At 35.8% G+C, this 25018-nt stretch carries 21 protein-coding genes; 3 read left to right on the top strand and 18 right to left on the bottom strand.

Annotated features, from left to right (window positions below):
• Positions 1-111 precede the first annotated feature (111 nt).
• The 3 genes from AACZ49_RS16085 to AACZ49_RS16095 form a co-directional block, all read right to left on the bottom strand.
• Entirely contained in the window at positions 112-1383 is a 1272-nt protein-coding gene (locus AACZ49_RS16085; RefSeq protein ID WP_339657004.1) for a serine hydrolase domain-containing protein, read from the bottom strand.
• Positions 1384-2020: 637 nt separating this feature from the next.
• A complete protein-coding gene (locus tag AACZ49_RS16090) occupies positions 2021-2728 on the bottom strand; it encodes a LytTR family DNA-binding domain-containing protein (RefSeq protein WP_339657006.1) in 708 nt (235 codons plus the stop codon).
• Positions 2725-3753, bottom strand: coding sequence for a histidine kinase (locus tag AACZ49_RS16095; protein ID WP_339657008.1), 1029 nt, complete (start codon positions 3751-3753; stop codon positions 2725-2727). Before AACZ49_RS16095 ends, AACZ49_RS16090 begins: the two co-directional genes overlap by 4 nt.
• A gap of 188 nt (positions 3754-3941) precedes the next feature.
• Here AACZ49_RS16095 and AACZ49_RS16100 point away from each other — a divergent pair, with 188 nt between their 5' ends.
• Positions 3942-6320, top strand: a complete 2379-nt coding sequence (locus AACZ49_RS16100; protein ID WP_339657010.1) for a TonB-dependent receptor — start codon at positions 3942-3944, stop codon at positions 6318-6320.
• An 86-nt stretch (positions 6321-6406) separates the two neighbouring features.
• Positions 6407-6967: a YceI family protein gene (locus tag AACZ49_RS16105; protein ID WP_339657012.1), complete on the top strand. Its 561-nt coding sequence runs from the start codon at positions 6407-6409 to the stop codon at positions 6965-6967.
• 1335 nt (positions 6968-8302) lie between these two features.
• On the opposite strand, the gene AACZ49_RS16110 is transcribed toward AACZ49_RS16105, so the two are convergent.
• The 8 genes from AACZ49_RS16110 to AACZ49_RS16145 all read right to left on the bottom strand — a co-directional run bounded on the left by AACZ49_RS16110 (position 8303) and on the right by AACZ49_RS16145 (position 17413).
• Complete coding sequence (locus AACZ49_RS16110; protein WP_339657014.1) at positions 8303-8734, bottom strand: hypothetical protein; 432 nt, start codon at positions 8732-8734, stop codon at positions 8303-8305.
• A gap of 64 nt (positions 8735-8798) precedes the next feature.
• Positions 8799-9221 carry a response regulator gene (locus AACZ49_RS16115; protein WP_339657015.1) on the bottom strand — a complete coding sequence of 141 codons (423 nt, stop codon included), beginning with the start codon at positions 9219-9221 and terminating at the stop codon, positions 8799-8801.
• Positions 9222-9228: 7 nt separating this feature from the next.
• Positions 9229-10716 (bottom strand): PAS domain-containing sensor histidine kinase, encoded by a 1488-nt coding sequence (locus AACZ49_RS16120; protein WP_339657016.1) that lies wholly within the window; start codon positions 10714-10716, stop codon positions 9229-9231.
• Positions 10713-11117 (bottom strand): hypothetical protein, encoded by a 405-nt coding sequence (locus AACZ49_RS16125; RefSeq protein ID WP_339657018.1) that lies wholly within the window; start codon positions 11115-11117, stop codon positions 10713-10715. The genes AACZ49_RS16120 and AACZ49_RS16125 overlap by 4 nt, the downstream gene beginning before the upstream one ends.
• Positions 11098-11286, bottom strand: coding sequence for a hypothetical protein (locus AACZ49_RS16130; protein WP_339657020.1), 189 nt, complete (start codon positions 11284-11286; stop codon positions 11098-11100). The genes AACZ49_RS16125 and AACZ49_RS16130 overlap by 20 nt, the downstream gene beginning before the upstream one ends.
• 427 nt (positions 11287-11713) lie before the next feature.
• Positions 11714-15646 (bottom strand): PAS domain S-box protein, encoded by a 3933-nt coding sequence (locus tag AACZ49_RS16135; protein ID WP_339657022.1) that lies wholly within the window; start codon positions 15644-15646, stop codon positions 11714-11716.
• A gap of 1050 nt (positions 15647-16696) precedes the next feature.
• A complete protein-coding gene (locus tag AACZ49_RS16140; protein WP_339657024.1) occupies positions 16697-16951 on the bottom strand; it encodes a hypothetical protein in 255 nt (84 codons plus the stop codon).
• 255 nt (positions 16952-17206) lie between these two features.
• Positions 17207-17413 (bottom strand): hypothetical protein, encoded by a 207-nt coding sequence (locus AACZ49_RS16145; protein WP_339657026.1) that lies wholly within the window; start codon positions 17411-17413, stop codon positions 17207-17209.
• A 397-nt stretch (positions 17414-17810) separates the two neighbouring features.
• Here AACZ49_RS16145 and AACZ49_RS16150 point away from each other — a divergent pair, with 397 nt between their 5' ends.
• Positions 17811-18896, top strand: a complete 1086-nt coding sequence (locus AACZ49_RS16150; protein WP_339657028.1) for a site-2 protease family protein — start codon at positions 17811-17813, stop codon at positions 18894-18896.
• A 54-nt stretch (positions 18897-18950) separates the two neighbouring features.
• On the opposite strand, the gene AACZ49_RS16155 is transcribed toward AACZ49_RS16150, so the two are convergent.
• From AACZ49_RS16155 to glgP, 7 genes are all read right to left on the bottom strand, one after another.
• Positions 18951-19769, bottom strand: coding sequence for a patatin-like phospholipase family protein (locus AACZ49_RS16155; protein WP_339657029.1), 819 nt, complete (start codon positions 19767-19769; stop codon positions 18951-18953).
• A gap of 135 nt (positions 19770-19904) precedes the next feature.
• On the bottom strand, positions 19905-20162 hold the full coding sequence (locus tag AACZ49_RS16160) for a DUF6327 family protein (protein ID WP_339657031.1): 258 nt from the start codon (positions 20160-20162) through the stop codon (positions 19905-19907).
• Between the two features lie 2 nt (positions 20163-20164).
• Positions 20165-20509, bottom strand: coding sequence for a hypothetical protein (locus tag AACZ49_RS16165; RefSeq protein WP_339657033.1), 345 nt, complete (start codon positions 20507-20509; stop codon positions 20165-20167).
• 5 nt (positions 20510-20514) lie between these two features.
• Complete coding sequence (locus AACZ49_RS16170; RefSeq protein WP_079512682.1) at positions 20515-20844, bottom strand: YtxH domain-containing protein; 330 nt, start codon at positions 20842-20844, stop codon at positions 20515-20517.
• A 152-nt stretch (positions 20845-20996) separates the two neighbouring features.
• A complete protein-coding gene (locus tag AACZ49_RS16175; RefSeq protein WP_339657036.1) occupies positions 20997-21293 on the bottom strand; it encodes a hypothetical protein in 297 nt (98 codons plus the stop codon).
• 195 nt (positions 21294-21488) lie between these two features.
• Positions 21489-21941 (bottom strand): pyridoxamine 5'-phosphate oxidase family protein, encoded by a 453-nt coding sequence (locus AACZ49_RS16180; RefSeq protein ID WP_339657038.1) that lies wholly within the window; start codon positions 21939-21941, stop codon positions 21489-21491.
• 79 nt (positions 21942-22020) lie between these two features.
• Positions 22021-24558 carry an alpha-glucan family phosphorylase gene (glgP, locus tag AACZ49_RS16185; protein WP_339657040.1) on the bottom strand — a complete coding sequence of 846 codons (2538 nt, stop codon included), beginning with the start codon at positions 24556-24558 and terminating at the stop codon, positions 22021-22023.
• Positions 24559-25018: the final 460 nt, after the last annotated feature.

The following is a 25018-nucleotide window of genomic DNA, read 5'->3' on the forward strand; positions in this document are numbered from 1 at the left end:
TCCACTTTAGGGTATAAAACTATAAAAGAATTTGAATTGGAAATGTATGATCAAAAACAGCGGCATGACTCTTATCTAATTGTCTACTTTTTTGTTGCAAGTCCATACGGTTTAATCCTCAATTGCCTGGACAACCTTCATTTCAAATCCTCCCAAAATTTCGTCCCATTTGGGGTTATTGAATGCATTGGTCAATAATATCATTACCATATCATTCTGGGTATCTATTCTGAAATAAGTTTGCCAATATCCGTCCCACCCCCATTGACCTATATTTATCCCATCCTCATTTTCTGTCAATCGAACTTCACCGCCGTATCCAAATCCTATTCCTTCATCCAACCTCAACGTATCGATTTGATTCGCAAACATTCTGTCGACAGTTGCTGTCTTTAGAATTTGTGCCTCTCCCAGCGTTCCTTTGTTGAGAATGGCGCTGGCAAACTTTAAGTAATCGCTCGCGGTTCCAACCAAACCTGCCCCGCCCGCAAAGTAGGTTTTTGCCCCCGAGATGGGATAATCTGTAACAAACAAATCCGGTAGGTTTTCGTCCGCTTTCGGTGTAAGCCATACATCCACCAGCCTTTCAGCATTTTCATCTGATAAATAAAATCCGGTGTCATGCATATCAAGTGGCCGAAAGATGTTTTCTTCAAAATACTGGTTCAGAGGCATTCCTGAGACCTTCTCTACAATATATCCTAGTACATCGATGTTGGTTCCATACGTCCACGCTTCCCCTGGTTGGTGCATGAGCGGTGCTTTGGCCTGCTTTGGTATATTGGTCTCGAGAGTTCGTTTATCCTTCGTCCAGGCTTCCACAAAATCATACTGTGGATAGATGGCTCCCGCTACTGGGTGAAAAACGGAATAAGGGATTCCTGAAGTGTGTGTCAAAAGGTGGTGCACCGTAATCTCCCGTTCGATGGGAACGGTAGAAAATGTCGAATCTTTTTCATTGAATGTCTCCAATACCTCAACGTCCGCAAAAGCCGGGATGAATTTCGATAGCGGGTCATCAGTTGACAGTTTGCCCTGCTCGATCAATTGCATCACAGCGGTCGATGTTATCGGTTTGGACATGGAAGCAAAACGAAAGATGTTGTCCAGGGACATTGCTTTGGACTTCTCCCGATCACTAAATCCAAAGGCCCTTTGGTAAATGATTTTGTCCTCCCTCGCTATCAGGGCCACTGCTCCAGAGATGAATGCCGAATCGATCGCCCATTGAACATGCTCCTCGATCTGATCTATTTCTTCCTGATCTAGGCCGTATTCTAACGGATCCGCTATCGAAAGAACAGGTTTTGAATCCTTGGAATCGGAACGGGATGCACAGGATATAATAAGTGCTAAAATAAGAAGGGCTGTTATGGCTCTCATAAGTGTAGATTTTTGCGTAAATGAATTTAGGAATTAATAAGGTTTAAAATTCGCAAATTCCAAAAAAAAATAAAAATGCCTGATATAAAGGCAATTGAGGGAAAAAGAAAAATATTATTTTTAATGGTTACAAATATTTTCAAAGAAAATGGTGCCTATAATAAACACTAAAATTTAATAGCTGGTAGATCTTTATGGTAAATATGCCTAGTATATTTACAGTAGAGGATAGTTTGGAGGGTTTATAAGGGAAATATATTTTGGACTTAAACATTGAATACCTAAAGCTAAACCATTAAATCCATTTGTTTCTGCTTTCGGTGAGATTGACAAAATTTAACAGCTGTCCAAAAGGGGAATTAAAAGAACAATAAAAAACAGATATTAGTTACTGCTAGAAAATTATCTCGCTAAGGAAAGTGTTTTATAAAAAAGTTCTTTTTATTGAACTGTTTTTAAATAGTACATCGTTTTCAAAATGGAGGTGCCATATCTAGTCACTTTCGTTAATTAAAATTTTGTTGTGTATACGAAATTTTAAGTCCATCAAGAATAAGATATTGAACACCTGGGTTTGTATCTAGAATTGTTCTGGCTTATCCATTAATTTTAAAATATATTTTTAATGTAATACCAGCTAATTCAGATATTCATCAACGAATTCTTCCTTAAATGCCCGCCCAATGGGTACCAAAGTCTCCGTATCAAAGAAAATACTGTTTCCCGAAACCTTCAATATCTTTCTGGTGTTCACGATATAGGATTTATGTACCTGCGTAAATTGGGCTATAGGCAAGGTCTGCAACCAATGTTTTAAGGAAAACGAAGTGAGGTGCTTTTTCTTAGAAGTAAAGATTTCTGTATAGTCCGCACCTGATTGAATATATAGGATGTCCTCTACCAAAATCTTTAGATGGTCACGACCGGATTTAATAAAAAGAATTTCAGGTGAAAAATTATTTTCTTTAGTTGTACTGCCTATCTTTTTATCACGGATTGCAACAGGTACTTTCGATATCGCCTTTACAAACCGCTCGAACGAAAATGGTTTCAACAGATAATCCAAGACATGATATTCATAGCTTTCCAGGGCATATTCCGAAAAGGCTGTGGTCAAGATTACATTGGGTTTGTTAGGCAAGGCTTTTAAAAACTCGATACCGGAAATTTTAGGTAGATGAATATCAAGAAAAATAAGGTCAATAGTTTCTGAATATAGAAAATCCATGGCTTTTAGAGCATCGGTGAAGGTAGCCTTCAATTCCATATTCTCCATATCGCCGATAAACTTTTGAAGTACACGCTGTGCAGGTGGTTGGTCTTCTATGATAATGCAGCGGATCATACGGTTACTTTTTTAAGTTCTATATTAAGTTTTACAGAATATACCAAATCGGTTTCTTGTATGGAAAGGATATGCGCGTTGGGATAGATTAATTGTAGACGCTTTTTTACGTTCTTTAACCCTATGCCGTGAGAGAGGTCCTCCGTATTGGTTTGTGGTTGAAAGGAATTGATACACTCAAATTCCAATTTTCCCTTGTCGGTTAAATTAATATAGACTTTAATGGAGATATTTTCCGACTGGCTAGCGGTACTATGCTTAAAGGCATTTTCTACAAAAACGTTCAAAATCAATGGCGCTATTTGGTAACCTGATTGTATGTTCTCCGTAGCAAACTCTACTTTTCCCCTATTTTCTATCTGTAATTCACTTAATTGGATAAAGTTTTTAAGGTGTTCAATTTCCTTGCCCAAAGGCACATAATTTTCTTTACAGTCATAAAGCATATAGCGTAGCACCGAAGAAAGTTCTAAAATAATAGAAGGCGTCTTGGGCGAATTATCAATGGCATAGGAATACAAGTTGTTCAGGTTATTGAACAGAAAATGAGGATTGATCTGAGATTTTAAGTATTGCAATTCGCTTTCTTTTACCATGGCATTAAGTTCGTCTACCTCATGCTGTTTCTTTACGGCGTCCCATGCAAATTTAAAACCGCAAAGAATCATGATAAGGGGCATAACTTCTAGAAGCGTAAAAAACAATCCTGGAAAATCTTGTCCTCGACTATTGGCGAAGTAAATTTTTTCTAACACAAGTTCCTCGATAGAAATTACCAATGAAATGACCATCACCAGCGAAATAAGAAAAACTAGATATTTTTTCTTGTAAAAAAAGAGTGGTAATAGCACATAATTAATGATAAAGGCACATAAGGCATAATTTAAAAAATAAGCCACCTGATAGGGTTGTATGTTATGATTGTGCTTGTCAAACGTGTAGAATAACAACAGGACCAAATGCAATACTATTTGAAAGAGCACTTCGGCCGATAAGCCTTTGTTCCAAGTAAATGTTTTTGCCATCTCACAAAATTAAGGATTTACCAAAGGGAACAGGACAAAATTCCCCAATCGACAAAATAGGCCATGCCAACGACAATTATAAGCGGTAATGTCGTTAGCTATATTAATTCTGTCGTTCACAGAAAAATGTTTCCTAGTTTTAAGTAAAATGGGCATTTTTGGAGAATGAATAATTAGTCACTTAAATTATGCGTATTAGATCATTAAATTCTTTTTTCCTTTTTGTGCTTTTTATGAATGTTGCAAACACATTTGCGCAGAACTCCACAATTACCATAATAGGCAAAATAGCGGAAAGTGGCGGGCAGCCAATTGAGTTTGCTACCGTTCTAGTTGGCGATCCGGTGAACCAAAAACCCATTACGGGTACAACTTCATTAGAAGATGGTTCTTTTTCCCTGGAGACCAATAATGTAGATTTTTATATTGAGGTAAGTTTTATAGGCTTCACTACACAAACGATAACTAAAAAAAAGGTAATCAATGGTATCATTGATTTAGGAACTATAATTCTCTCTGAAGATTCGCAACAGTTAGATGAGGTGGTAGTGGAAGGTGAAATTTCCCAAACGCAGTTTAAACTGGATAAACGGGTCTTTAACGTTGGGGCCGATCTAAGTAGTACCGGCGCAAGTGCCTTGGAAGTTCTCAACAACGTACCTTCCGTCAATGTGAATATAGAAGGCCAGGTGAGCCTTCGTGGGAGTCAAGGGGTACAGATGCTCATCAACGGAAAACCTTCGGTAATCGCTAGTGAACAGGGTAATGCACTCGGCACGTTGACCGCAGATATGATCGAGAGGATAGAGGTGATTACAAATCCATCGGCAAAATATGATGCAGAAGGTACTTCGGGCATCATCAATATTGTACTAAAAAAGGATGAAAAGAAAGGTCTTAATGGTTCTGTGACCATGAATACGGGGGTTCCCAATAATCATAGTCTTGGCCTTAGTCTAAACCGTCGTACAGAAAAATTCAATTTGTTCAGTCAATTGGGATTTGGTCGTAGGACATTTCCAAGCGATGAGGAAAGTGAAAACAGGAATCTAATTGATGGTACTACAATTAATAGTTTGGGCCAAAGTGATAAGAACGAGACCTTTTTTAATCTTATCCTTGGTACGGATTATCATATAAACGACTATAATATATTGACCCTTTCGGGAAACTTTGCGTACGAGTGGGAAAAGGAAAATTCCGATGCCTTGTTCAGTACTTTTGATTCTGGAAATACCCTTACAGATGCCTTTCGCCGTCGAGAACTTACTACGGCCACCAATCCCAAATATTCCTATGAACTGCAATACAAGAAGGATTTTGAGGGCAATAAAGACCAATCCCTGTTGGTAAGTGCTACGGGAAACCTTTTTGCCAAGGATCAATCTTCGGACTTTTTAAATACTGTTACCTTAGGCAATGGCGATGATATGACTCAACGTACAAGAACAGACTTTAGCCAGGCCGATTATACGTTCAAGGCAGATTATACGCATCCTTGGGAAGAGAAATATACTATTGAGACTGGCGCACAATATCAAATCAATGATGTGGAGAACGACTTTGCAATCAGTGATTTTGATGGCTCTGTATTTATGGAAAATCCGGACCTGACCAATGTGTTCGAGTGGGTGCAAAAAGTCTTGGGTATTTATGGTACAGCTGCTTATGAAGCTGATAAATGGGGATTAAAACTAGGTGTTCGTTTTGAGGATACCAATGTGGGTACGATATTGAAAAATTCCAACGAGCAGAATGACCAGAAGTACAATAACTTCTTCCCCAGTGGACATGCTTCTTATAAATTGAATGATGACCTATCTGTTCAGGCCGGGTATTCCAAACGGATATTTCGCCCACGTTTATGGGATTTGAATCCATTTTACAACATTCGTAACAATTTTAACATCCGAACTGGAAATCCCGATCTACAACCTGAATTTACAGATAGTTATGAAATTACCAGCATCTATAAATTGGGCAAGGTTTCTATGAACTTGGGGGTCTTCTACCGCCATACCGAGGATGTAGTAGAAAATGTAGTTGCTTTCGAAAACAATGTAAGCGTATCCCGTCCGGAGAATATTGGAATTAACAATACCAAGGGTATTGAGTTCAACGCAAAATATATACCGATCAATTGGCTGTCGTTTACCAACGATTTTAATTATAGCAGTTTTGTGCGCGAAGGTTCCTTCGAGGGTGCTTCGTTCGATTTTACAGGTGATCAGTGGTCTACCAGATTAACGGGCAAGATAAAACTGCCGGCAGATATAGATATGGAAGTTATTGGCAATTACCAGTCTGGCTTTCGAACTTTTCAGCAAAAAATCTCCGAAAACCTATTCATGGATTTCGGCGCAAGAAAAAAAATATTAAAGGGCAAGGCCATTTTGAACCTTAGTATTCGCGATGTATTCGCTTCAAGAATTAGGGAAAGCATAACAAGCCAACCCAATTTTTATTTAAGGGATTTTAGTCAGCAAGGTCGTTTTGTGACTTTTGGTGTCAGTTTTGGTTTCGGAAAGGGGGAGGCCATGGAATTTTCGGGACAAAAACATTTTTAATAAACCAAGTGTAGTAAACCTTTGGATAATTTTACAGTCTTAATTAATCACAAACAATTAATCATTAACAATTAAATAGAAACAATATGAAAAAAACAATCTTTATGTTCTCGTTTATCGCCTGTGCCACATTAACTGCACAGTCCACTTGGAAAGCGGACACCGCCCATTCCAATGTAGGTTTTGCCATAACCCATTTAATGATTTCTGAAGTAGAAGGTCATTTTAGTGAATTTGATATCCAAGCTACGGCAGATGACGAATTTAGTAATCCAGATTTTACGGTAGATATTAAAACGGCCAGTATAGATACTGATAATGACCGTAGGAACGAACATTTGCGTAGTGGCGATTTTTTTGATGCCGAGGCTCATCCTTCTCTAATTTTTAAGACAACCTCTTTTGAGAAAACAGGGGAAAAGACTTTTAAGCTTACAGGTGATCTTACGCTACATGGAGTAACAAAGTCCGTTACTTTGGACGGAAAACTTAATGGAATCATTACTGATCAACGTAGTCAAAAACTAAAGGCAGGTTTAAAATTGACCGGAACCCTAGATCGTTTGGCTTTTGGCGTTGGTGGTGAAACGCCCACATTAGGAGATGAGGTAGAAATGACCATTAATCTAGAAATGGCACAGCAATAAATTGCTGGTATTTTTTTAAAAAGAGAGCGGTCAAGAGGAGTAATTTTTACAACATATATTTAATTATTGTATCAATTCCTGCATTTGACCGTTTTCTTTTTTTTGTAAAAGCATAATTTAGAAGAACAACACAAGAATCGTAATGAAACCCACGGAATTTTAACCGAAGGAATGGTTGCTTTAGATGGGGTAGTTGCGTTGACGGCACTGGCAACATTGGGCAAAAATAACCAAAATAGGGGAGGAGATAGGTTACGTGGATAGTATGGTTTCTCCACTTGAGACCAAAGGACTTTTTCCTAAAAAGATGCCTACAGATTACGTGAAGGAGATTATAAAAGGTGATTACAATGGTTGATGTCTTGTAGGTAAGGTTAACGATATTGGACAAAAACTCCGGTTGCCAAACCTTGTCATATGCAATGGTAGATATTCGGCATTCTGAAAGTCAAGACAATTATTCCGAATATGGTTGTTTTGTCATGCTGTGTACTAATCTTATCCAAGAACATTTTCTACGCGGTATATAGACTAAGGTTATATATCAAAGGTCAGGTAAGATTTCATGGAAGTCAAGGGGGTACAAATGTTCATTAATTGAAAAGCAACGGTCATCGCTAACGAACAGGACATTGCGCTGGGAAGCCTAACTGCTGATGATAGAACAAATAAAAGCGATTACCAACCCATTGGTCTATTACGGCAAGGGTGGGGCCTTGGAATTCGGGAGGAAGAAACATTTTTAATTGTAGTGTGGTTTATATGTTATAATAAAACATCTCTATCTGTACTATCAAATAAAAAGAAAACAATGAGAAAGTAATTTTATTGGTATCGTTTTTCATCTTTAGGGACAAGATTGAAATGACAATTAATTAATAATTGTCTTGTCAATTAAAAAAGTTGGTATTTGTTAGTAAGGAAATAGCTCAAAATGAGAAAATATAGTAAACATGTAAAGTTTTTATTTCTATATATTGTCTATTTGGCCGTTCTCCTTTTATTGTTAAAATAATTCTTTCTATGTAGATTGATTTGGCAGATGGTCAAATTGTAGAGACACGACTAACTAAAATTCTGTTGCTACCAGCTTGCGATTATATAATACTGGTATACCAGATGATAATTATAATAAAAGTTATGTATAACAACTTATAAAAACATAAGTTTTCCAATCAAAAAAGTAGTCTCGTCCTTGTGGTTTAGGTTAAATTCAATTTATGGTATTGAGGAGTTAAAATTTTAATATTATCTAAGTTTTATATCATTTAACAAAAGGAAAGGGCAATCCTAAAGTGCCGACGCTTTCCTAACATGAGGAATTATGTTAGAACTTTAGTTAGTTGAAAATTCCAACCTTTTCAAAGACAATCCTACAAGATTTATAAATTCTATTATTGGTTTTTTTTCAATTACAGCCATAATCAATAATTCATGGGTAACATTTTTAATACTGGAAAACCCTGAATGACATTTAAAGGATATTTTTTCACCCTTTTCCGATATGCAGAGTTGCATGTCCCCATTAAAGAATCTGGTTATAAAATCACCTTCATTTAAGCTGATTAAGTAGTAGTCAGAATGCGTAATATTTAAATGAATAATAGTATGCTGTTCAAGTACAAAGATACCTAGTTTAACGAATTCGTGATCAATCAAATCATACATATTAGGCATAGTGTCATCTGACAGCTTATTTAATTCTTCACATTTCCCAGCATCCCAAAAGTCAAAATTACCTTCGGGTTTTAAGCGTATTGTTATCATTTATGAGTAAAAAATAATTAACTGGACTAAAGTCTATTCTATTTAACCCCCGTATTAATAAATACTATTGTTTTGGTTTGGGAAAAATTTCATCAAGAATCTGCTCTAATTTTCTGCCGGTTAAAGGTTTATTGATAAATCCTTCACAATTGTCATGGTTTTCCGCATCAAGAATATCATTTAAGTGGGAGGAGGATGATAGCAAGTATGTCTTTATACGCAAAATTCTAGTATCTCTAAGATTTCCTAGAGCGTTTAAAAATTCAAAACCGTTCATTTCTGGCATATTAATATCCAGTAAAATTATATCTGGATAAAAATGATCGTGATCCTCCTTGTCATTTTCGTAGCACTGTAAGTATTTAAGGGCATTCTTTGCCTTTTGAAATGTCCTTACCTCTGCATTTCCTACTTCCTTTTCTATATATTTCCGATTGATGAACAAATCAATTTCGTTGTCATCTATCAACATAAAGTTTATTTTCATTTTCTTACTATTTAATATGAGGCAGGGTTACTATAAAGCAAGACCCCTGATTAAATTTACTTTCTACCGCGATTTTCCCATTTAAACTATCCACAATCTTACTTACTATATATAATCCAAGTCCATTGGAACGTCCAGTATTTTCAACCTTTGCACGGTAGTAAATTTCAAATATTCGGTTAATGTCCCTTTTCCTGATTCCTTTACCATTATCGCAAACTGTAATCTTAACCTCACCTTCCCGTTTTTCAATGGTTAGATCTATGATAGGTAATTTTGAACTAGAGGCCTGATAGGTATATTTTACCGCATTATCCAATAATTTATTAAACAGCGTAAAAATCAAATTGGGGTTGGATACAAATGTGACGGAATCGTCAATAGCTATATTGAACACAAAGTCCTTATATACTTTCTGATCCTTAAGAATTTTCAGTACATCGGTTATTATTTTCTTAAAATCTATTGTTTTTCGATAGCTCATATTATCCAGTATAAGGGATGATTTGTGTAACCCACTGGATAGTACCTTGGCCTGATCTATGGTCCTTTGCAACATTTCTATCAATTCTTTCACCTTTGGGGAATTCTCTTCTATTTTCATTAAATCGATTAAACCTTGGGCCGATGAAAAAGGTGCGTTGAGTTCATGAGCGGAACGGTAAAGCATTAACTCCAATTCCTTTGTTTTTTTGTGCAATCTATTTTGTATGGCCATCCGTTTAGATATGTCCAACATTTTAATACCGTAATAATCCGCCCCCTTCATTCTCCACTTACTGATCACAAATTCAGTAGGAAATTCCTTTCCCTGCTTATCTGTGCAATAAAGCTCTAGTATTTCTTCATTTTGAAGATTTCTTTCTATTTCAATATGTTGTAAAAAATTTGAAAACTCAGCATTTGAAAATTTTCCGCCCATTAACCGTGAAACGGGCTCGCCAAGTATTTCAGAGGATGTATAGCCAAAAGACCTCTGTGCCCCTTTGTTCCATTTTATCACTATACCTTTGCTGTCCAATACTATTACGATTCCTACCTTTACCGAATCATAGATATACTCGTGCATTGAGGATGAATTTTTAAAATCGGACAGTTCTAACTTAAGTTTGGTGACATCCTCATGTATGGTCAAAAAAATGAATGTTGAGTCATAGTTTCTCTCCAAAGGCATGATTGTGGTTTTGATCCACATTTTTCTTGACTTTTTTCCATCGACCTTAAGAGTTCCTTTCCATTTATAACCATTTTCCAATGACTTTGTGGATAAATTCTTTACGAGACCTTTGTTACGGTTGTTGATAAACAAAGGGCTTAGCTTTCCTAAAATATCCGTTACAGGTACATCAAAAAGAGTACAAAATCCCTTACTGGCATATTCCACAAATCCCTTAGAATTTAAGACTGAATAAATGGAGTTTTCTTCCAATAAATCTCTAATCTTAAGCTCTAATTTTCCTCCATTGCCATTTATGGTTCTTTCTATTATATTCATTGGATTATTGATTTATTGACACAGAATTCCCTTGCCAGAAGCATATTGTGGGTTATGGTATATGGAATGTCATTTCCGAATAACCTTTTATAAGAATGTACCAAGAGCTTTATTGATAAAGAATTTACAACATAGGCCTCACAAGTTATGAGTGACGTGCTGGCAAACGTTTTAGATAATAATTGTGCAGCGGAGATGGTAAAAGTTCCCTTCATATCCCTTAAATCTACAACTAGCGGCATGGGGCTTCCTTTGGTCAATAACACTATGGCATCAATGTAAGATTGAGCGGTCTTGTAATCCAACTTTAAGCTAGAATCCAAATTGGTCAACTTACAAAAAATTATGGCTTCGTTCTGAAGCCAAAAAATGGCATTTTCGCTAACAGAAATTCTTTCCATATTCCAAACGTTTTTTCATTAAGAATGACATTTTTAATCGTGTTTTAAACTGTTCAAGCGTTCTTACCTTATTATCATAGGTTGTATTCCAAAAGGCATTGCCGTCCAAAACACAGAAAAGCATCATTTTTGTTTTTAACATATAAGAATTCACAAAAAAAACACTCATCCTTACCTTTAAGTTAAATGGCGAGCAGGGAGAAAAAAAATGAAAGGCTTGCAGATGATTTACTTTGGCCAAATGAGAGATTAGTGGTAGGTTCCTTCCCTTGTAAAGGGTTTTTGTTCTTTTGGATAAAAGCTCGAACATTTCCAATCCCAAGGACTTGAAATTAAAATTTCTTTCAATTAAACAATGAATTATACCAGTTTCTTTCCACATTTCTATCCCATTAATATTACCACCGTTATTCAAGACCTTGCATTTTAAAAATCAATAGACAATTGGTATGCCAAAATGCAATATTCAATTATGAAAACAATTTAAAAATCAGATTATCAATGATTTATAAGTTATTCTAAAATTTAGGACATAGTAATAAGTAACGGAATGGCGTTACTTTTAAAAAGGAAAGGATTGGATTAACGGTATTCCGTTATTGTTTTGAGATACCTAACTTGGCCATGCGATCTCTAAGGGTACTAGGTTTTAGTCCCAGAATTGTAGCCGCACCTTTTGGACCGGTAATTTTCCAATTACATTTATCCAAAATACTAAGAATATGTTTCTTCTGAACAGAATCCAGAGTTTCATCAATTTCTCTGGATATCGTTTTGTTTTTTTGAGCATCTGACTCAAAACCAGGTAAAATCAAAATTTCCCCGGTTGATAGTATGGCCGCCCGCTCCACTAAATTCTCTAATTCTCTAATATTTCCGGGCCATTTGTATTCCTTCATTTTTTTCATAGAACCTTCCGCCACAAACTTTAGCCCCTTCTTATAGGTTTTATTGAATTTGTTTATAAAATGTTCTACCAATAGGGGAATATCCTCTTTACGTTGCCTTAACGGGGGCACCTCAATAGGAAATACATTTAATCTAAAGTAGAGGTCCTCCCTGAAGTTTCTCTTCTCCACTTCTTCCTTGAGAATTCTATTGGTTGCAGCAATAACCCTAACATCTAATCTTTTAATACTAGTTCCTCCTATAACCTCAATCTCACCTTCCTGTAAAAATCTTAATAATTTGGGCTGCATGTCCAAAGGCAGTTCACCTATTTCATCCAAAAAAAGAGTTCCTCCATCCGCTAGTTCAAACTTTCCGACCTTATCATTTATAGCTCCTGTAAAGGAACCTTTTTTGTGCCCAAACAATTCACTTTCAATTAATTCCCTGGGAATTGCGGAACAATTAACCTTGATCAAAGGTTTGTTGTTCCTTAAACTTATCTTATGAACAGCACGTGCCAAAAGTTCCTTACCCGTGCCGGACTCACCCAATAAAAGTACCGTAGCATCCGTTGGCGCTACCTTCTCTACCTCGGTTAACACATTGCTAAATATGGCACTGCTGTATACCATTTCCTCGAAATTGAAGACCAGGTCCAGTTCATTTCTAAGATAAATGTTTTCCTGCTCCAACTTATTGCGAAGAATATTTAGTTCCGTATTGGCCTTAGCCAATTCCTCATTCGCGGACAAAAGCTTGTTCTTTGCTATCTTCCTTTCCGTACTTTCCACCATTAGAGATACAATGTTGGCAATGGAAGAGGCAAATTCCTGTTCATCTACAGTCCAATTCCTAGTTGTGGTACCTACATGTTCAAAGCACAATATTCCATAGTATCCCTCCGTACTATTGATAAATACGTCCATTAATGACTTTATCTGATTGGGTATAAGATAATTTGAGGCAAATTTCTTGGTCGCTTTGTGTTTTATGGCATCTTGTATTAAGATAGTTTGCTTTGCATGTAATGCTTCAAAATAATTTGGATTATCGGCATGTTTAATAATTGCACCGTCATCATGCTTCTTAGAGTTTTTAGTATAAAGGTTTTCGCATTTAATTTGGGAGTTGGATTCATTAAAACTCCAAACACTAACTCTTTCCACATTTAGAGTTTCCGCTGCACTCTGGGTTATCGTATCCAATGATTTTCTAAAATCCTTACCAACCAAATTCGCTAGTTCCAAGATGACATCTTTTTTTCTTGTGGATTTCTCAGCATTCTCCTCCAATAACCTTTTGCTTCTTACTTCCTCGGAAATATCTTTCATGCTACCAAAGAGGGCTATAACCTCCCCCTGGTCATTTGTAATATTCCCTGTTAAGAATGTGCACAAAAAAGCTTCTCCATTTTTTCTAATAAATTCAAATTGAAAAGAAGGTGCTTCACCTTTAGCAACCTTTTTATTTGTCCTAACAATTTCCTCTAGGTCCTCTGGCTTGGCAAAGGGGTATGGCAAATGCATTCCAATCAATTCATCCATGGAATAACCCAAAATCTTACAGGTAGCATCATTGACCAAAATAATATTGCCGTTCAAATCAACTATTATCAGCCCCTCTTGCATGGACATGATTAACTTATCCGTAAATTCCTTAGCCAATTTTAAGTTCAATTCGGCTTTTTTTCTTTCTGTTGTGTCTATTACCGTTCCAAAATAAGCCACAATCTTACCATTGGAGTTCTTATCCTTAATACTAGAGATCATAACACGAACATTAAACCGGGTCCCATCCTTTTTTATGTATACCGTATCAAAATTCTTTAGCTCCTCTCCATTTGTAATACTTTGATGTCTTGCGACGGCCTCATCTTCAATTTCGGGTGGTGAGAACGGATATGGACATTGCTGCCCTATGAGATCTTCTTCCGAAAAACCTGAGATTTTACAAAAAGAGGGATTAACACGGATGATTTCCGTCTCCATGTTAAAAACCACCAATCCCTCATTCAGGGACTCTAACAGGATATCGGAATATTCCTGTGCCATTTTCAACTCTGTTTCAGTTTTTTTTCTCTCCGTCAAGTCCCTTATGATACCTATTAAGTATACGTTCTCTTGCTCATCAATGTATCGTGCCTTTTTTGTTGAAATTATTTTGGTTTCTCTTCCACGTTCCGTGAGGGGTTCCTCATTTATGTTTTCAATACCATTCTTTAATACCTCCCAATCAATTTTTAAGAAATCTTCCCTTTCCTCTGGGTCAACATCCTTTGCCAAAGTCTTACCAATAATATCCTTACGGTCGAGATGGAATGCAGTACAAAACGCATTATTGACCAATAGTAATCGACTATCCTTATCTTTTACAAAAATGGGGTCGCTAATATTATTTAACACATTTTCCAGAAAGTTTTCCTTTTGGAGTATCAATTTCTCGGCCTGCTTTCTTTCCGTAATATCAAAGACGATTCCAACCAAATGAGTGCAGTCGCCTAAGCTATCAAATACGGGGCTCACGGTTACTATGGCCGTTTTAACACCAGACTCATAGGGTGATGTCTCTTCCCATTGTACCGTTTGCTTTGTTTCTATAGCTTCTTTGTACTTGCTTAAAACAAGGGTTAATGAGGGTTCCGGCATAAGTTCTTTCACATTCTTATTCAATACCTCTTTTTCACTGATATTTAATGTTGTTAGGAAACTTTTACTAACATTTAAAAATTTATAAGTATTATCCTTAACACTCAAAATAAACAACGGCTGTGTCAAAGTTTCCATTAGGACTTTAAAAATTTCCTGATTCTTTATGGATTCCTTTTCTGCTAATTTTTGTTCCGTTATATCTGACAAAAAAATCGTGACACCTTTCTTTGATGGGTAGAACCTACAATACATATATCTATCCAAAAGTTCAAAGTATCCTTGAAATACTTGGCTTTTATTTATATTGACAGCGGTATAGCAGTTTTTTGAAAAAGAATGATTTTTTAACTCAGGAAACTCGGCCCAAATATTTTTCCCGTACAAATCATAAGGTACTATATTGAGCAACTCCCCTGCCTTTTCATTTAAATAAGTAAAGCACCAGTCCCGATCCAATTGAAGTATACCGTCTGATATATTATCAAGGGTATTACCCAAATCATTTACCAAACTTCTTAAATCTATATGGCCATTTCCATTTTCCTTCTCTTCAGACCCCGATGTATGTTGAAGTTCCGAAACTGGTCCATTGTCCAATTCAACTTTTTTGAATAGAGCAAAATAACCGAGTATTTCGTTCCTAGAATCCTTGATATCACTTATTACAATGGATACGGGAAAACGTTTACCAGACTTATCTATGTGAATAGAATCAAATTTACCGGAAATAGTACCTTTTAAGGCCTGTTTAAAACCAATATCCAATTCTTCTACAAGCTCTTTTGGCCAAAATGGAAATGGAGGACGGCTCCCCAATAGCGTGGATTTACTAAAACCGAATAACTTACAGAAGGATTTGTTTACCTTAGCAATACATCTTTTCTCGTCTATAACCAATAGGCTGTCCAAGGATTCCTCCAATTCAGAATCCGAGAGTCCAATTGTATCATATAACGCATTAATTATCAATTTAACTTTGGCATCCTCCATTATAAGTGTCTTATATTTAAATGTTGAAGGGGTCTGCTTAAATTTACGAAAAAAAGGAGAATATGTGATTAGAAGTATAGCAAGAAGAACAAGGCAAATAAAAAAATATAACATATTGTATTACGGTATTTTAAAAAAAATATAAATGAACCTTAATCTATATAAAGAAGGACAAAACACCTAGTAGTTTTCCTTACTGCATTTTTTTTTCTAGAAGATACCCGAAGTAGTTGACTGGGTTGCTGTGTTAGGAGACTATGAGGTTGAATTCATGGCTTATTATGCTGTTGACCGACTTAAAAATTTAAAAAAAATGGTAGGGTTAAAATCTAGACAATGGTCGCTTTCAGATTTTAAGAAAAATACAAGACAATTTCTAATTTCGAAACATAAAGAAAAACTGAATAAACACTTTAGAATTGCAATGATACTGGTAAGCTTCGGTATTTTTGATTTTATTTTAGTACCCCGTTCAACTACGATTAGCATTTTCTTATAAAATCTAGCAGAGGAACTAGGAAGAACACCTCTCTCATTTATTCCTTTGATTTTGGAGCCTCAAGTTTTACTGCTTGAAGTTTTTGCAATTCGACAATAAATAGGCCCTAAGAAAATAATCCGTAGGAACTTCTAGTGGTCATCAGAACCACTTACTACTTAGTTTAATATGGCATGTTGCGATTAAAAAAAATGCAGGATAGCTCTTATATATTGGAATTATTATAAAATAAAAAGCTAATACCAGTGACTTATACAAAATGGGAGAGAAGTTGAGACATTTATACGAGAAGCTAACCTAATTAATTTGAAACAAAGAACTTTAGATAATTCCAAAAAAAACATTGGTTAAGGAATTATCAGCACATACTACTCTAAAAATTAAATTAATAGGAGCTTCTATCAAAGCATACAGAGGGTTTAGGTAAATTGTTAAAAAAACTTGATGTTGAACATTGATTCTCCTAGGATAAATTTTTTGATAAAAGACATATTTAAAAATTAGTATTGATTGGCGTTTGCAAATACGGTGTACCTGTGAATCGATTAAAGCTATAATACGGCAGCTATTTCAACATCAAAGGTGGCATCATCCAGATCGATCTCAATTGCTTTCCTGACTTTTATGATAAAAGTATTATCAAGACTATTGGCTAAAGGAATGCTTTGGCTTCGGTTGTCTTTTTGGGCATCTGTATTAGCTGGTAGTTTAAGTTGAGTATCTCCCGAAAATCCAACCTCTAATGACGAGCGAAAATATTGTTGCAGTTCTTTTCGCAATTCTAGTAGATTTTTGGTACGCAACATTAGTTCTTTCTTGTGAAAAGGTTTTTTGATGTAGGCATTGTCCACCTGCTCAAAGACTTCTTTTCATATCGGCTTTTATTGTTAGCATAATTATGGGATTATTTTATAGGCCAACTCCTTACAATCTTGTCCGTTTTTGGTTATTTCTATAGCATAATTTTTTTCAGCCAAGATGCAATGTAATTGCGATCATCCATATTATCATCGGCAATCAATACAAGATTTTTTTGTCCTTTGTTTTGGTTCAACTGTAGTTCAGGAGTCAAAAAAAGTTGAAAATTTGTCTGTATTTAGAACAGGGTTTTCAATACTGATATTCGTTTCTAATGAGGAAAATTCCATTATTGGTTCTTCAAAATCTGAAATATTTCGTATCGGTAATGCCACTTCGAATTCAGCACCTTCACCCTTATAGCGTTTGCTGGATGGGTAGAAATTAACAATTGCAAAAATTACAAGCATCTTCTTTTACAGAGAGTGCCGACTTTTGGCTTTACAAAAATTGCCGGAATAATAAAAAGTATTACGGAAAGGGTGTTTTTTACCCAGACTCCTGTTGTTAAAAGAGCATTATAGAGTGGAGTCTTTTGGGGCATTGGATTTTATATCAATACAGTTGGTAGACACGATAATGAAAAAGTCATAGGGGCTTATGTGAAAAAATAAAAGCTAGGAAAAGGATTATCAGATTTTGCGCAAAAATGATGATATTCATTTAAACCTATTCTAAATTAATGCCTCGGGGCTTGGTCCCTTAGGAATATTTTCTTTAACATAATTTGTAGTCTTTAATATTGCTATGACCATTATCATTGGTGTAAACCATGTTCATAAATACCTTAGTTTAAAATTAATTGATATGAGGGGTACATTAAGAATAGGAGGTATTTCAGGAATAAAAATTGAAGTTCATTGGACATTTACATTACTGCTAATTTGGGTTGCATTTTTAGAAATACAGAAGGGTAGTGAACTTAATCGAATTCTTCTTAATGAGGCACTAATATTTGTCTTGTTCTTTTGTGTAGTACTTCATGAATTAGGGCATGCGCTAACAGCAAAAAAGTTTGGTGTTAAGACGAAGAATATTTTGTTACTGCCGATTGGGGGCGTTGCTACTTTAGAGAAAATGCCTGAAAAGCCGGCACATGAATTATTAATTGCATTGGCAGGTCCGGCAGTGAACGTAGTTATTGCTGTTCTTCTGCTTCTGGTTGTTCCTGTACGAAGTTATTTTAATTTCGATTCCATTGTTTTAGAGGAAATGCTTTATGAACCAACACTTCAAAACTTTTTGTTTTATCTATTTATTGCTAATGTGATGTTAGTGGTTTTCAATTTGATACCTGCTTTTCCAATGGATGGTGGCCGTGTACTTCGTGCCCTTTTGTCTTTTAAACTTGGTCGTGTTACTGCTACAAATATTGCAGCAAGTATGGGTCAAGGTTTGGCCTTTATATTTTTTGTACTCGGGCTCTTTTTTAATCCTTTTTTAATTTTATTAGCGCTTTTCATATTTCTTGGGGCCTATGGTGAGAATCGAATGGTGAAACAAGGAGATTTACTTAAAGGTCATTTAGTGAAAGAGGCTACACTTACAAATATTACAAGATTAAAGCCGGACAATAACCTACATGAGGTCATAGATATTCTGCTTGCTGGAACGGAGAAGGACTTTGTTGTTATGGAAAATCAGAAAATTGTAGGTATTCTTACGCAAAAAGATATCATAAAAAATATGAAGATACCATCAGTTTTAGTTGGTGACATCATGCAGAAAAAATTTAAGACCGTTGATGTGTCGATGGAAATATTGAAAGTATTACAGATTATAGGAAAAGAAAAGAATGATTTTTATCCAGTAGTTGAAAACGGGCAACTTGTTGGTGCTATTGATACAACCAACATTAGCGAATTTATTCTTTTAAAAACTGCTAGTCGATAATTTTTTAATCGATGTGTAATCAGCAATGTTTATGAAAAGAAAGGGATTTATATCTTAAATTGAATCTACCGAAAAACCGTTCATCAGTTCAAATTCTGCAGGAGACATAGATTTGTCTAAGGAATGGCTCGTTTCTAAAGCTTTAATGGTAGATTCATAGCCTAATTGAAAAATCGCATCTATGTTTTTCACTGAAAACATACCAAAATTCTCCAATCCTTTAGGACTTATTAGCAAATTACAATCAATAAATTTGGATAGCGATTCATTGGCAATTTTAATATGGTACGCTCGCTCTAGAATATTATGTGCATGTTTAAGGTCCTCTATTTTAACTTTCTCGAAAGGATTTACGTAAACGCCAACAATTTGGTCGCAATACATTTTAATTAAGTCTACGGGGAAAGTGTTTAATGTACCACCATCTATATAATACCCATCTTTTATTTGAATAGGTGCAAAAAAACCAGGAACTGCTGCTGAAGCTAACACCGGTTTAATCAGTTGTCCTTCATGAAATATTTTTAGGGTACCATCTAGTAGATTGGTAGCGGTTATATAAAGAGGTGTCTTAAGAGCTGTAAAATTATCGTCTGGAAGATATTCTTTCAGAAGGTCATAAAACTTTGAGGTATCTATGATGCCTGGCTTATTTCTAGCATATTTATTTACAGAAAATAAATCTACCGTTTTGAAGAAATCTAGCATCTTCTCCCACGTGCACCCTCCAGAATATAATGCACCCACCACAGCACCTGCGCTAGTTCCTGCGATATACGCTGGGTAAATCTTATATTCTTCAAGGGCCTTTATGGCACCTATATGTGCCACACCACGCATTCCGCCACCAGAAAGTACTAATCCTGTTTTCATTTAAATTACGTTATGTTTTAATTTCAAAATGGATGATATTTTTTAATCCAAAATTTATTTGAATAAAAAGCGTGTGTAATAGTATTGTGGTAGTGATACTTTTTTATGAGTAAAGGACCTTAGATTGAATTAGTGCTAGTCTCTATTTCTCGCCTTTCTTTTACTACGAATAAAATTCAATGCTTTGTTAGAAATGAAAGTGATTAATAAATTTTTTATGGTTTCATTTTGAGTGAAACTTGTTCCTAGACTATTACGAAATAATCGCGGAACCAAATCTACCTTTGCGTTTTGAAGATTAAGTTTTAGACTTTCTTGATCGATTTCGCGTTGAAGTTCTAGAATCTTTAAGCGGGTGTCAATTTCTTCAAAAGATGAATAATCTTTTACCATAATCAGACGAAATAATATTTAGATAATTTTTTAAGTACCGGTGCGTTCAATTTTTCTCTAAAAATATAGAGTAATACAGCAACTAAAACATAAAAACTGGCTACAACTATAAAACCGATAAAATAGCTGTCGAATACTTCAGATATTCCAATGCAAACTGCAAATGATATAAATAGCAATGCAAAAACAGTGCTTGTGCCTATCACTATAAACTTTAAAATGCCTGTAGTATGTTTCGATAATATTTTAAAGATTTTAAGCCTATAGTATTCATCGCTATGTTCTATATATGACCTCATTTCGGTTTGCAGCCCAATGAGGTCATTTTTTAATTCTTCAAAAGCCATACTGACTATTTTTGTAGTTGTGCGTTTTTCGCTTTAAGGTCCTCTAGTTTTCGCTCTAATTTATCTATGATATCATCTGCCTTATAGCTCATTGTAGAAATCGCCTCATCTAATTTTCTGTCAAATGCATCTTTTTTTTCGTTTGCAGTTTTGGTAAGCTCATCTTTAGCATGTGAAACACGTTCGGCTAAATCGTGGCTAGTATCTTCAACTTTCCTTTTAATTTTATGACGAGTTTCAATGCCTTTGTCCGGTGCATAAAGTATTCCAATTCCAGCTCCTATTGCAGCTCCTGTTAAAAGTGCTAATAATACATTTCCGCTATCGTTTTGCATAATATTGATTTTTTAAGTTATTATAAAATATATATTTAAACCTAAATTTAAGTGCTTAAAAAGGTTTTGGAAATGACTTTCATCATAAACTATAATTTATGTTATGTGTAAATTCTTTTTTTTGGTAAAACTTGTTTCGTTATATCTAATTCCTAATTAGGTAGTATAGCCAAAATTTTCACCTTAAAATCTATAATGTTCACTTCTCGAATTGCCAATAGTTCCTGAACAATATTTTGAGCGCACCTTTTCTGCCAAAGACTTAAGAATCCGCTCAAAATAATGATACTGAATATGATTAAGGTCTCTACTTGTTCACCTAAAAAGTAGGATGGAACATCGGCGAATAGAAGTAGTGACCTATACGGTCTTTTGACCTGGACGAACAAAAGACGCACATCTGAAACATGCTGGCTTTCTGTAATTGTATTTGAAGTCGCTTTTCGCAATTGGGTTTACGCCTCATTGGCGGAAAGTTCTTTGACAAGTTTAGATTTTAATGCTATTGTGATATCTACTATCGAGTTGCTCCAAAAAAATGTTCTAACTATGGTCATTCTAATAGGGTTGATCGGTAATTTACTCTGCATTGGTAAATTATCATAAATGGAAAATCATTATTAATTCAGGTTTTGTAACCATATTTAAGCTTCTTTTCGCCTACCGGTAATTTCTAGTATTTTGAAGCGATATACTACAGGAATTTTTTTTGAAGATGACTTGCTCGAAAATTCACTGATAAATTCAGGAAGTGTATGTTCCTTTTCCTTGATAATACTTTTTACACCTTCTGTAAATTGGTGTAAATAGTATTTGGCATCTGTTCCTTTAAGTTCTTCAAAAGTGCCATGTGCCAATATAGATTGCCAGTTGTTATTTGATACAATTTCCTCTACTTCTAATGAAACAGCTCCATTTTTCCGCATAGCATCAATTTTATGACCCTCTGCAGAATAACTAATTATAGCATTACTTCCTAGGTCATAGAAATACGTAATAGGTAGGGTAAAAGGATGGCCTTGAGCAATGTAAGATAAGTGTCCTATATAATTATCTTTAAGAAGTGTAATACTTTCGCTTTTCGATAAAATTTTCATTAATATTTGAATATTTAATTAGTCTATTTGTTTCATGATATCCTCTGGGAGTTTTAGATTATTATTGATTTTAATAAACTCAATGTTGCCATAGTATCAGGTTATCTTCTAAGGGTACCGAAACACCCTCATAGTTCGGAATAATCCTTACAGTATAATCGTTTGCAGGGCGGGTAGTGGTTAAATGCGCATGATATCTGTATGAATCTTCCTTTGGTACAGGTTCTCTTTCCATTTTTGTTATTTCCGGAAACCCTTCGCTAATGCCATTGGCAAAAAGCTGAATGTAAATTGCATCAGGGTCAATGTCGTTCAGCATTATCGAAATATTATATTGAAAACCTCCCTCTACATAATTTATCGAAATCTCTCCAAAGCATATACCGTCCCATTTGTTTCTCAAATTATGTTTAGTGCCAACAATGTTCTTTCCCAAGTTTCCTATTGTTCCTACCCTTTTTAGATAGTTAGTTGCAGCAGGTAGGTAATAATTCTCGGTATATTCTCTTACGGCACGATTTGCTGAAAATTTTGGGGTCAATGTCGCCATACTGTTACGCATCTTCTCTATCCACAGTTTTGGGATACCATCGCTATTACGATCGTAAAATGCAGGAACAACCTCTTGTTCGAGAATTTGATATAAGGCATTTGCTTCTATTTCATCCCTATTGGTGTCATTATCATGTTTCTGTGTATCACTCAATGCCCAACCTACTTCAGGGGTGTAGGCTTCTGCCCACCATCCATCCAATTCAGATAAATTGATACCGCCGTTTACCAGCACTTTCATACCACTTGTTCCACAGGCTTCCCAAGGGCGTCTTGGGGTGTTGACCCAGACATCTACACCTTGCACCAACTGCTCTGCCATTAGCATATCATAGTCACTTAAAAAGTTAATGTGATGGTATAGGTTATGATGTTGTATGAACTGTACCCATTGTCTTATCAATGCTTTGCCTGTTTCATCAAATGGTGGTGATTTTCCCGCAAGAACTAGTTGTACCGGACGATCGGGATTAGTTAGTATTCTAATGAATCGTTCAGGGTCGTGCAATAACAGGTTAGGTCTTTTATAGGAAACAAAACGTCTTGCAAAACCGAGTGTCAGCGTATTTGGATCAAAGATGTCGGATAGCGTATTTTCAATATCTGTTGCTACGGCGATTGCTCTCACTTGTTTCGCAAAACGTTCCCGAATATAATTGACTAATTTTATTCGGGAATCATTTCGAAGTTGCCAGAGTTCTGTATCGGTTACTCCAGTAATATTACCTTCTAATGTTTCGAGATTTCCTCGCCAACGTTCTTTTCCGCAAGACTCTGTCCAGATTTTATCAGCAAACTCTGAATCCCAGTTTGGCATATGAACACCATTTGTTACTGATCCTATTGGCACCTCTTTTTCTGGCCATCGTGGAAACAAATTCCCGAAAAGTCGGCGGCTAACTTCTGCGTGCAAGCGACTTACCCCGTTTACTGCACCGCTTCCACGAATAGCTAAAAAAGCCATATTAAAACTCTCTAATGAATTATTAGGATCCTCCTTTCCTAGAGCCAACAAGTTATTAAAGTCAATACCTAAATCATTCTTGGCATACCCTCCAAAAAACTGCCACATTAAAGATGGAAGAAAATGGTCAAAACCGGCAGCAACAGCAGTGTGGGTTGTAAATATATTACCTGCACGGGTAATGGTCAATGCTTCCTCAAAGGAGGTTCCTGTTTCTTTCATGAAATTACTGGCACGTTCTAATACCAAAAATGCGGCATGGCCTTCGTTCATATGGTAAACTTCTGGTTTTATATTCAATTCTTGAAGTAATTTACACCCACCAATTCCCAATATAATTTCCTGTTGTATACGTAGGTCGGCTCCACCTCCATATACCTCACTGGTAATTCCTCTGTGAATCGGACTATTGACCGGGTCATTACTGTCCATTAAGTACAGTTTTACTCGCCCCACTTGCACCTGCCAGGTGCGTAGCCATACTAAATGGTCTCCAATGTTTATTGCTAATCTTAACCATTCGCCATTGGGTAGGCGAAGCGGACTAATGGGTAGTTGTCCAGGGTCATTATAGGGAAAAAGTGCCTGTTGTGTCCCGTACTGGTCAATAATTTGTCTAAAATAACCTTGTTGGTAGAGTAATCCAATGGCTACCACTGGCACTCCTAAATCACTGGCCGATTTTAACTGATCGCCTGCAACATTCCCCAGTCCACCAACATAAATGGGTAAAGCTTCGCTCAACATAAATTCCATACTGAAATACGCGATGCAGGTAAGTGGAGTATTTGGATGCTTTTTTTGAAACCAAGCAGGATTCGACATTGATTTTTCTTTCGACTGCATCATATCATCCATCTTTTTTCTGAACGCTTGATCGGTCATTAGTTTTTCAAGATGGTATCGGGATACATTCTGCAAAACTACCCATGGGTTATGGGTTTCCATCCAAAGATCAGGGTCAAGCTGGTACCAGATTTCGTCAACAGCATGGTTCCATGACCATCGTAAGTCTAATGCTAGCTCGGCGAGTGTATCTACTCCATTAATATCCGTAGGCAAAAAACCGTATACCTGATTATTGTTGATTGATGGTTTCATCTATTTAATCCCTTTTTTTAAGGTAATTTTTTTGGTCTCAAATTTGCATTTAAATATGTAATTGCATCCTTTTCATCTATCCGTAATTATATTTGTCTACTCCAGGCCATGACTATGAAATGGGAAATAAGAGGGATGTTCTCGTGCGAACAATGCTATCTTAATTTCCTGTAGTTTTAACTTCATGGGATGGTAAATGTAAAAAGGGTAGCAGCCTTTAGAAATGATATAAATCATAGGTTTAAAATATTCCTATAGGAAGAATACCGACACTAGAATTTAGAACAGCAAAATCGAATTATAGAAACGTGAATGCTCCTTTTAGAAATGCCAAGTTTCAAGTGAAATCGTCGAAATAATACGAAAAAAATATATGGTGATGTAACTATATAAGGTTAAAGTAGAAGGTGCTTTAAGAATGAATTCTATTGGGAATTTACTAAGGTTCGATTATTAAGTT

The organism is uncultured Maribacter sp. (assembly GCF_963975365.1).
Classification (GTDB): domain Bacteria; phylum Bacteroidota; class Bacteroidia; order Flavobacteriales; family Flavobacteriaceae; genus Maribacter.

Excerpts from the sequence above, each read along its gene's own strand:
- AACZ49_RS16130 (WP_339657020.1), bottom strand. The coding sequence starts at position 11,286 with ATGAGTGTTTTTTTTGTGAATTCTTATATGTTAAAAACAAAAATGATG.
- AACZ49_RS16155 (WP_339657029.1), bottom strand. The coding sequence starts at position 19,769 with ATGAAAACAGGATTAGTACTTTCTGGTGGCGGAATGCGTGGTGTGGCA.
- AACZ49_RS16165 (WP_339657033.1), bottom strand. The coding sequence starts at position 20,509 with ATGGCTTTTGAAGAATTAAAAAATGACCTCATTGGGCTGCAAACCGAA.
- AACZ49_RS16140 (WP_339657024.1), bottom strand. The coding sequence starts at position 16,951 with ATGTTGCGTACCAAAAATCTACTAGAATTGCGAAAAGAACTGCAACAA.
- AACZ49_RS16095 (WP_339657008.1), bottom strand. The coding sequence starts at position 3,753 with ATGGCAAAAACATTTACTTGGAACAAAGGCTTATCGGCCGAAGTGCTC.
- AACZ49_RS16170 (WP_079512682.1), bottom strand. The coding sequence starts at position 20,844 with ATGCAAAACGATAGCGGAAATGTATTATTAGCACTTTTAACAGGAGCT.
- AACZ49_RS16135 (WP_339657022.1), bottom strand. The coding sequence starts at position 15,646 with ATGGAGGATGCCAAAGTTAAATTGATAATTAATGCGTTATATGATACA.
- AACZ49_RS16115 (WP_339657015.1), bottom strand. The coding sequence starts at position 9,221 with ATGAAAATAAACTTTATGTTGATAGATGACAACGAAATTGATTTGTTC.
- AACZ49_RS16145 (WP_339657026.1), bottom strand. The coding sequence starts at position 17,413 with ATGCTTGTAATTTTTGCAATTGTTAATTTCTACCCATCCAGCAAACGC.
- glgP (WP_339657040.1), bottom strand. The coding sequence starts at position 24,558 with ATGAAACCATCAATCAACAATAATCAGGTATACGGTTTTTTGCCTACG.
- AACZ49_RS16090 (WP_339657006.1), bottom strand. The coding sequence starts at position 2,728 with ATGATCCGCTGCATTATCATAGAAGACCAACCACCTGCACAGCGTGTA.
- AACZ49_RS16110 (WP_339657014.1), bottom strand. The coding sequence starts at position 8,734 with ATGATAACAATACGCTTAAAACCCGAAGGTAATTTTGACTTTTGGGAT.
- AACZ49_RS16085 (WP_339657004.1), bottom strand. The coding sequence starts at position 1,383 with ATGAGAGCCATAACAGCCCTTCTTATTTTAGCACTTATTATATCCTGT.
- AACZ49_RS16125 (WP_339657018.1), bottom strand. The coding sequence starts at position 11,117 with ATGGAAAGAATTTCTGTTAGCGAAAATGCCATTTTTTGGCTTCAGAAC.
- AACZ49_RS16150 (WP_339657028.1), top strand. The coding sequence starts at position 17,811 with ATGAGGGGTACATTAAGAATAGGAGGTATTTCAGGAATAAAAATTGAA.
- AACZ49_RS16120 (WP_339657016.1), bottom strand. The coding sequence starts at position 10,716 with ATGAATATAATAGAAAGAACCATAAATGGCAATGGAGGAAAATTAGAG.
- AACZ49_RS16160 (WP_339657031.1), bottom strand. The coding sequence starts at position 20,162 with ATGGTAAAAGATTATTCATCTTTTGAAGAAATTGACACCCGCTTAAAG.
- AACZ49_RS16105 (WP_339657012.1), top strand. The coding sequence starts at position 6,407 with ATGAAAAAAACAATCTTTATGTTCTCGTTTATCGCCTGTGCCACATTA.
- AACZ49_RS16100 (WP_339657010.1), top strand. The coding sequence starts at position 3,942 with ATGCGTATTAGATCATTAAATTCTTTTTTCCTTTTTGTGCTTTTTATG.
- AACZ49_RS16180 (WP_339657038.1), bottom strand. The coding sequence starts at position 21,941 with ATGAAAATTTTATCGAAAAGCGAAAGTATTACACTTCTTAAAGATAAT.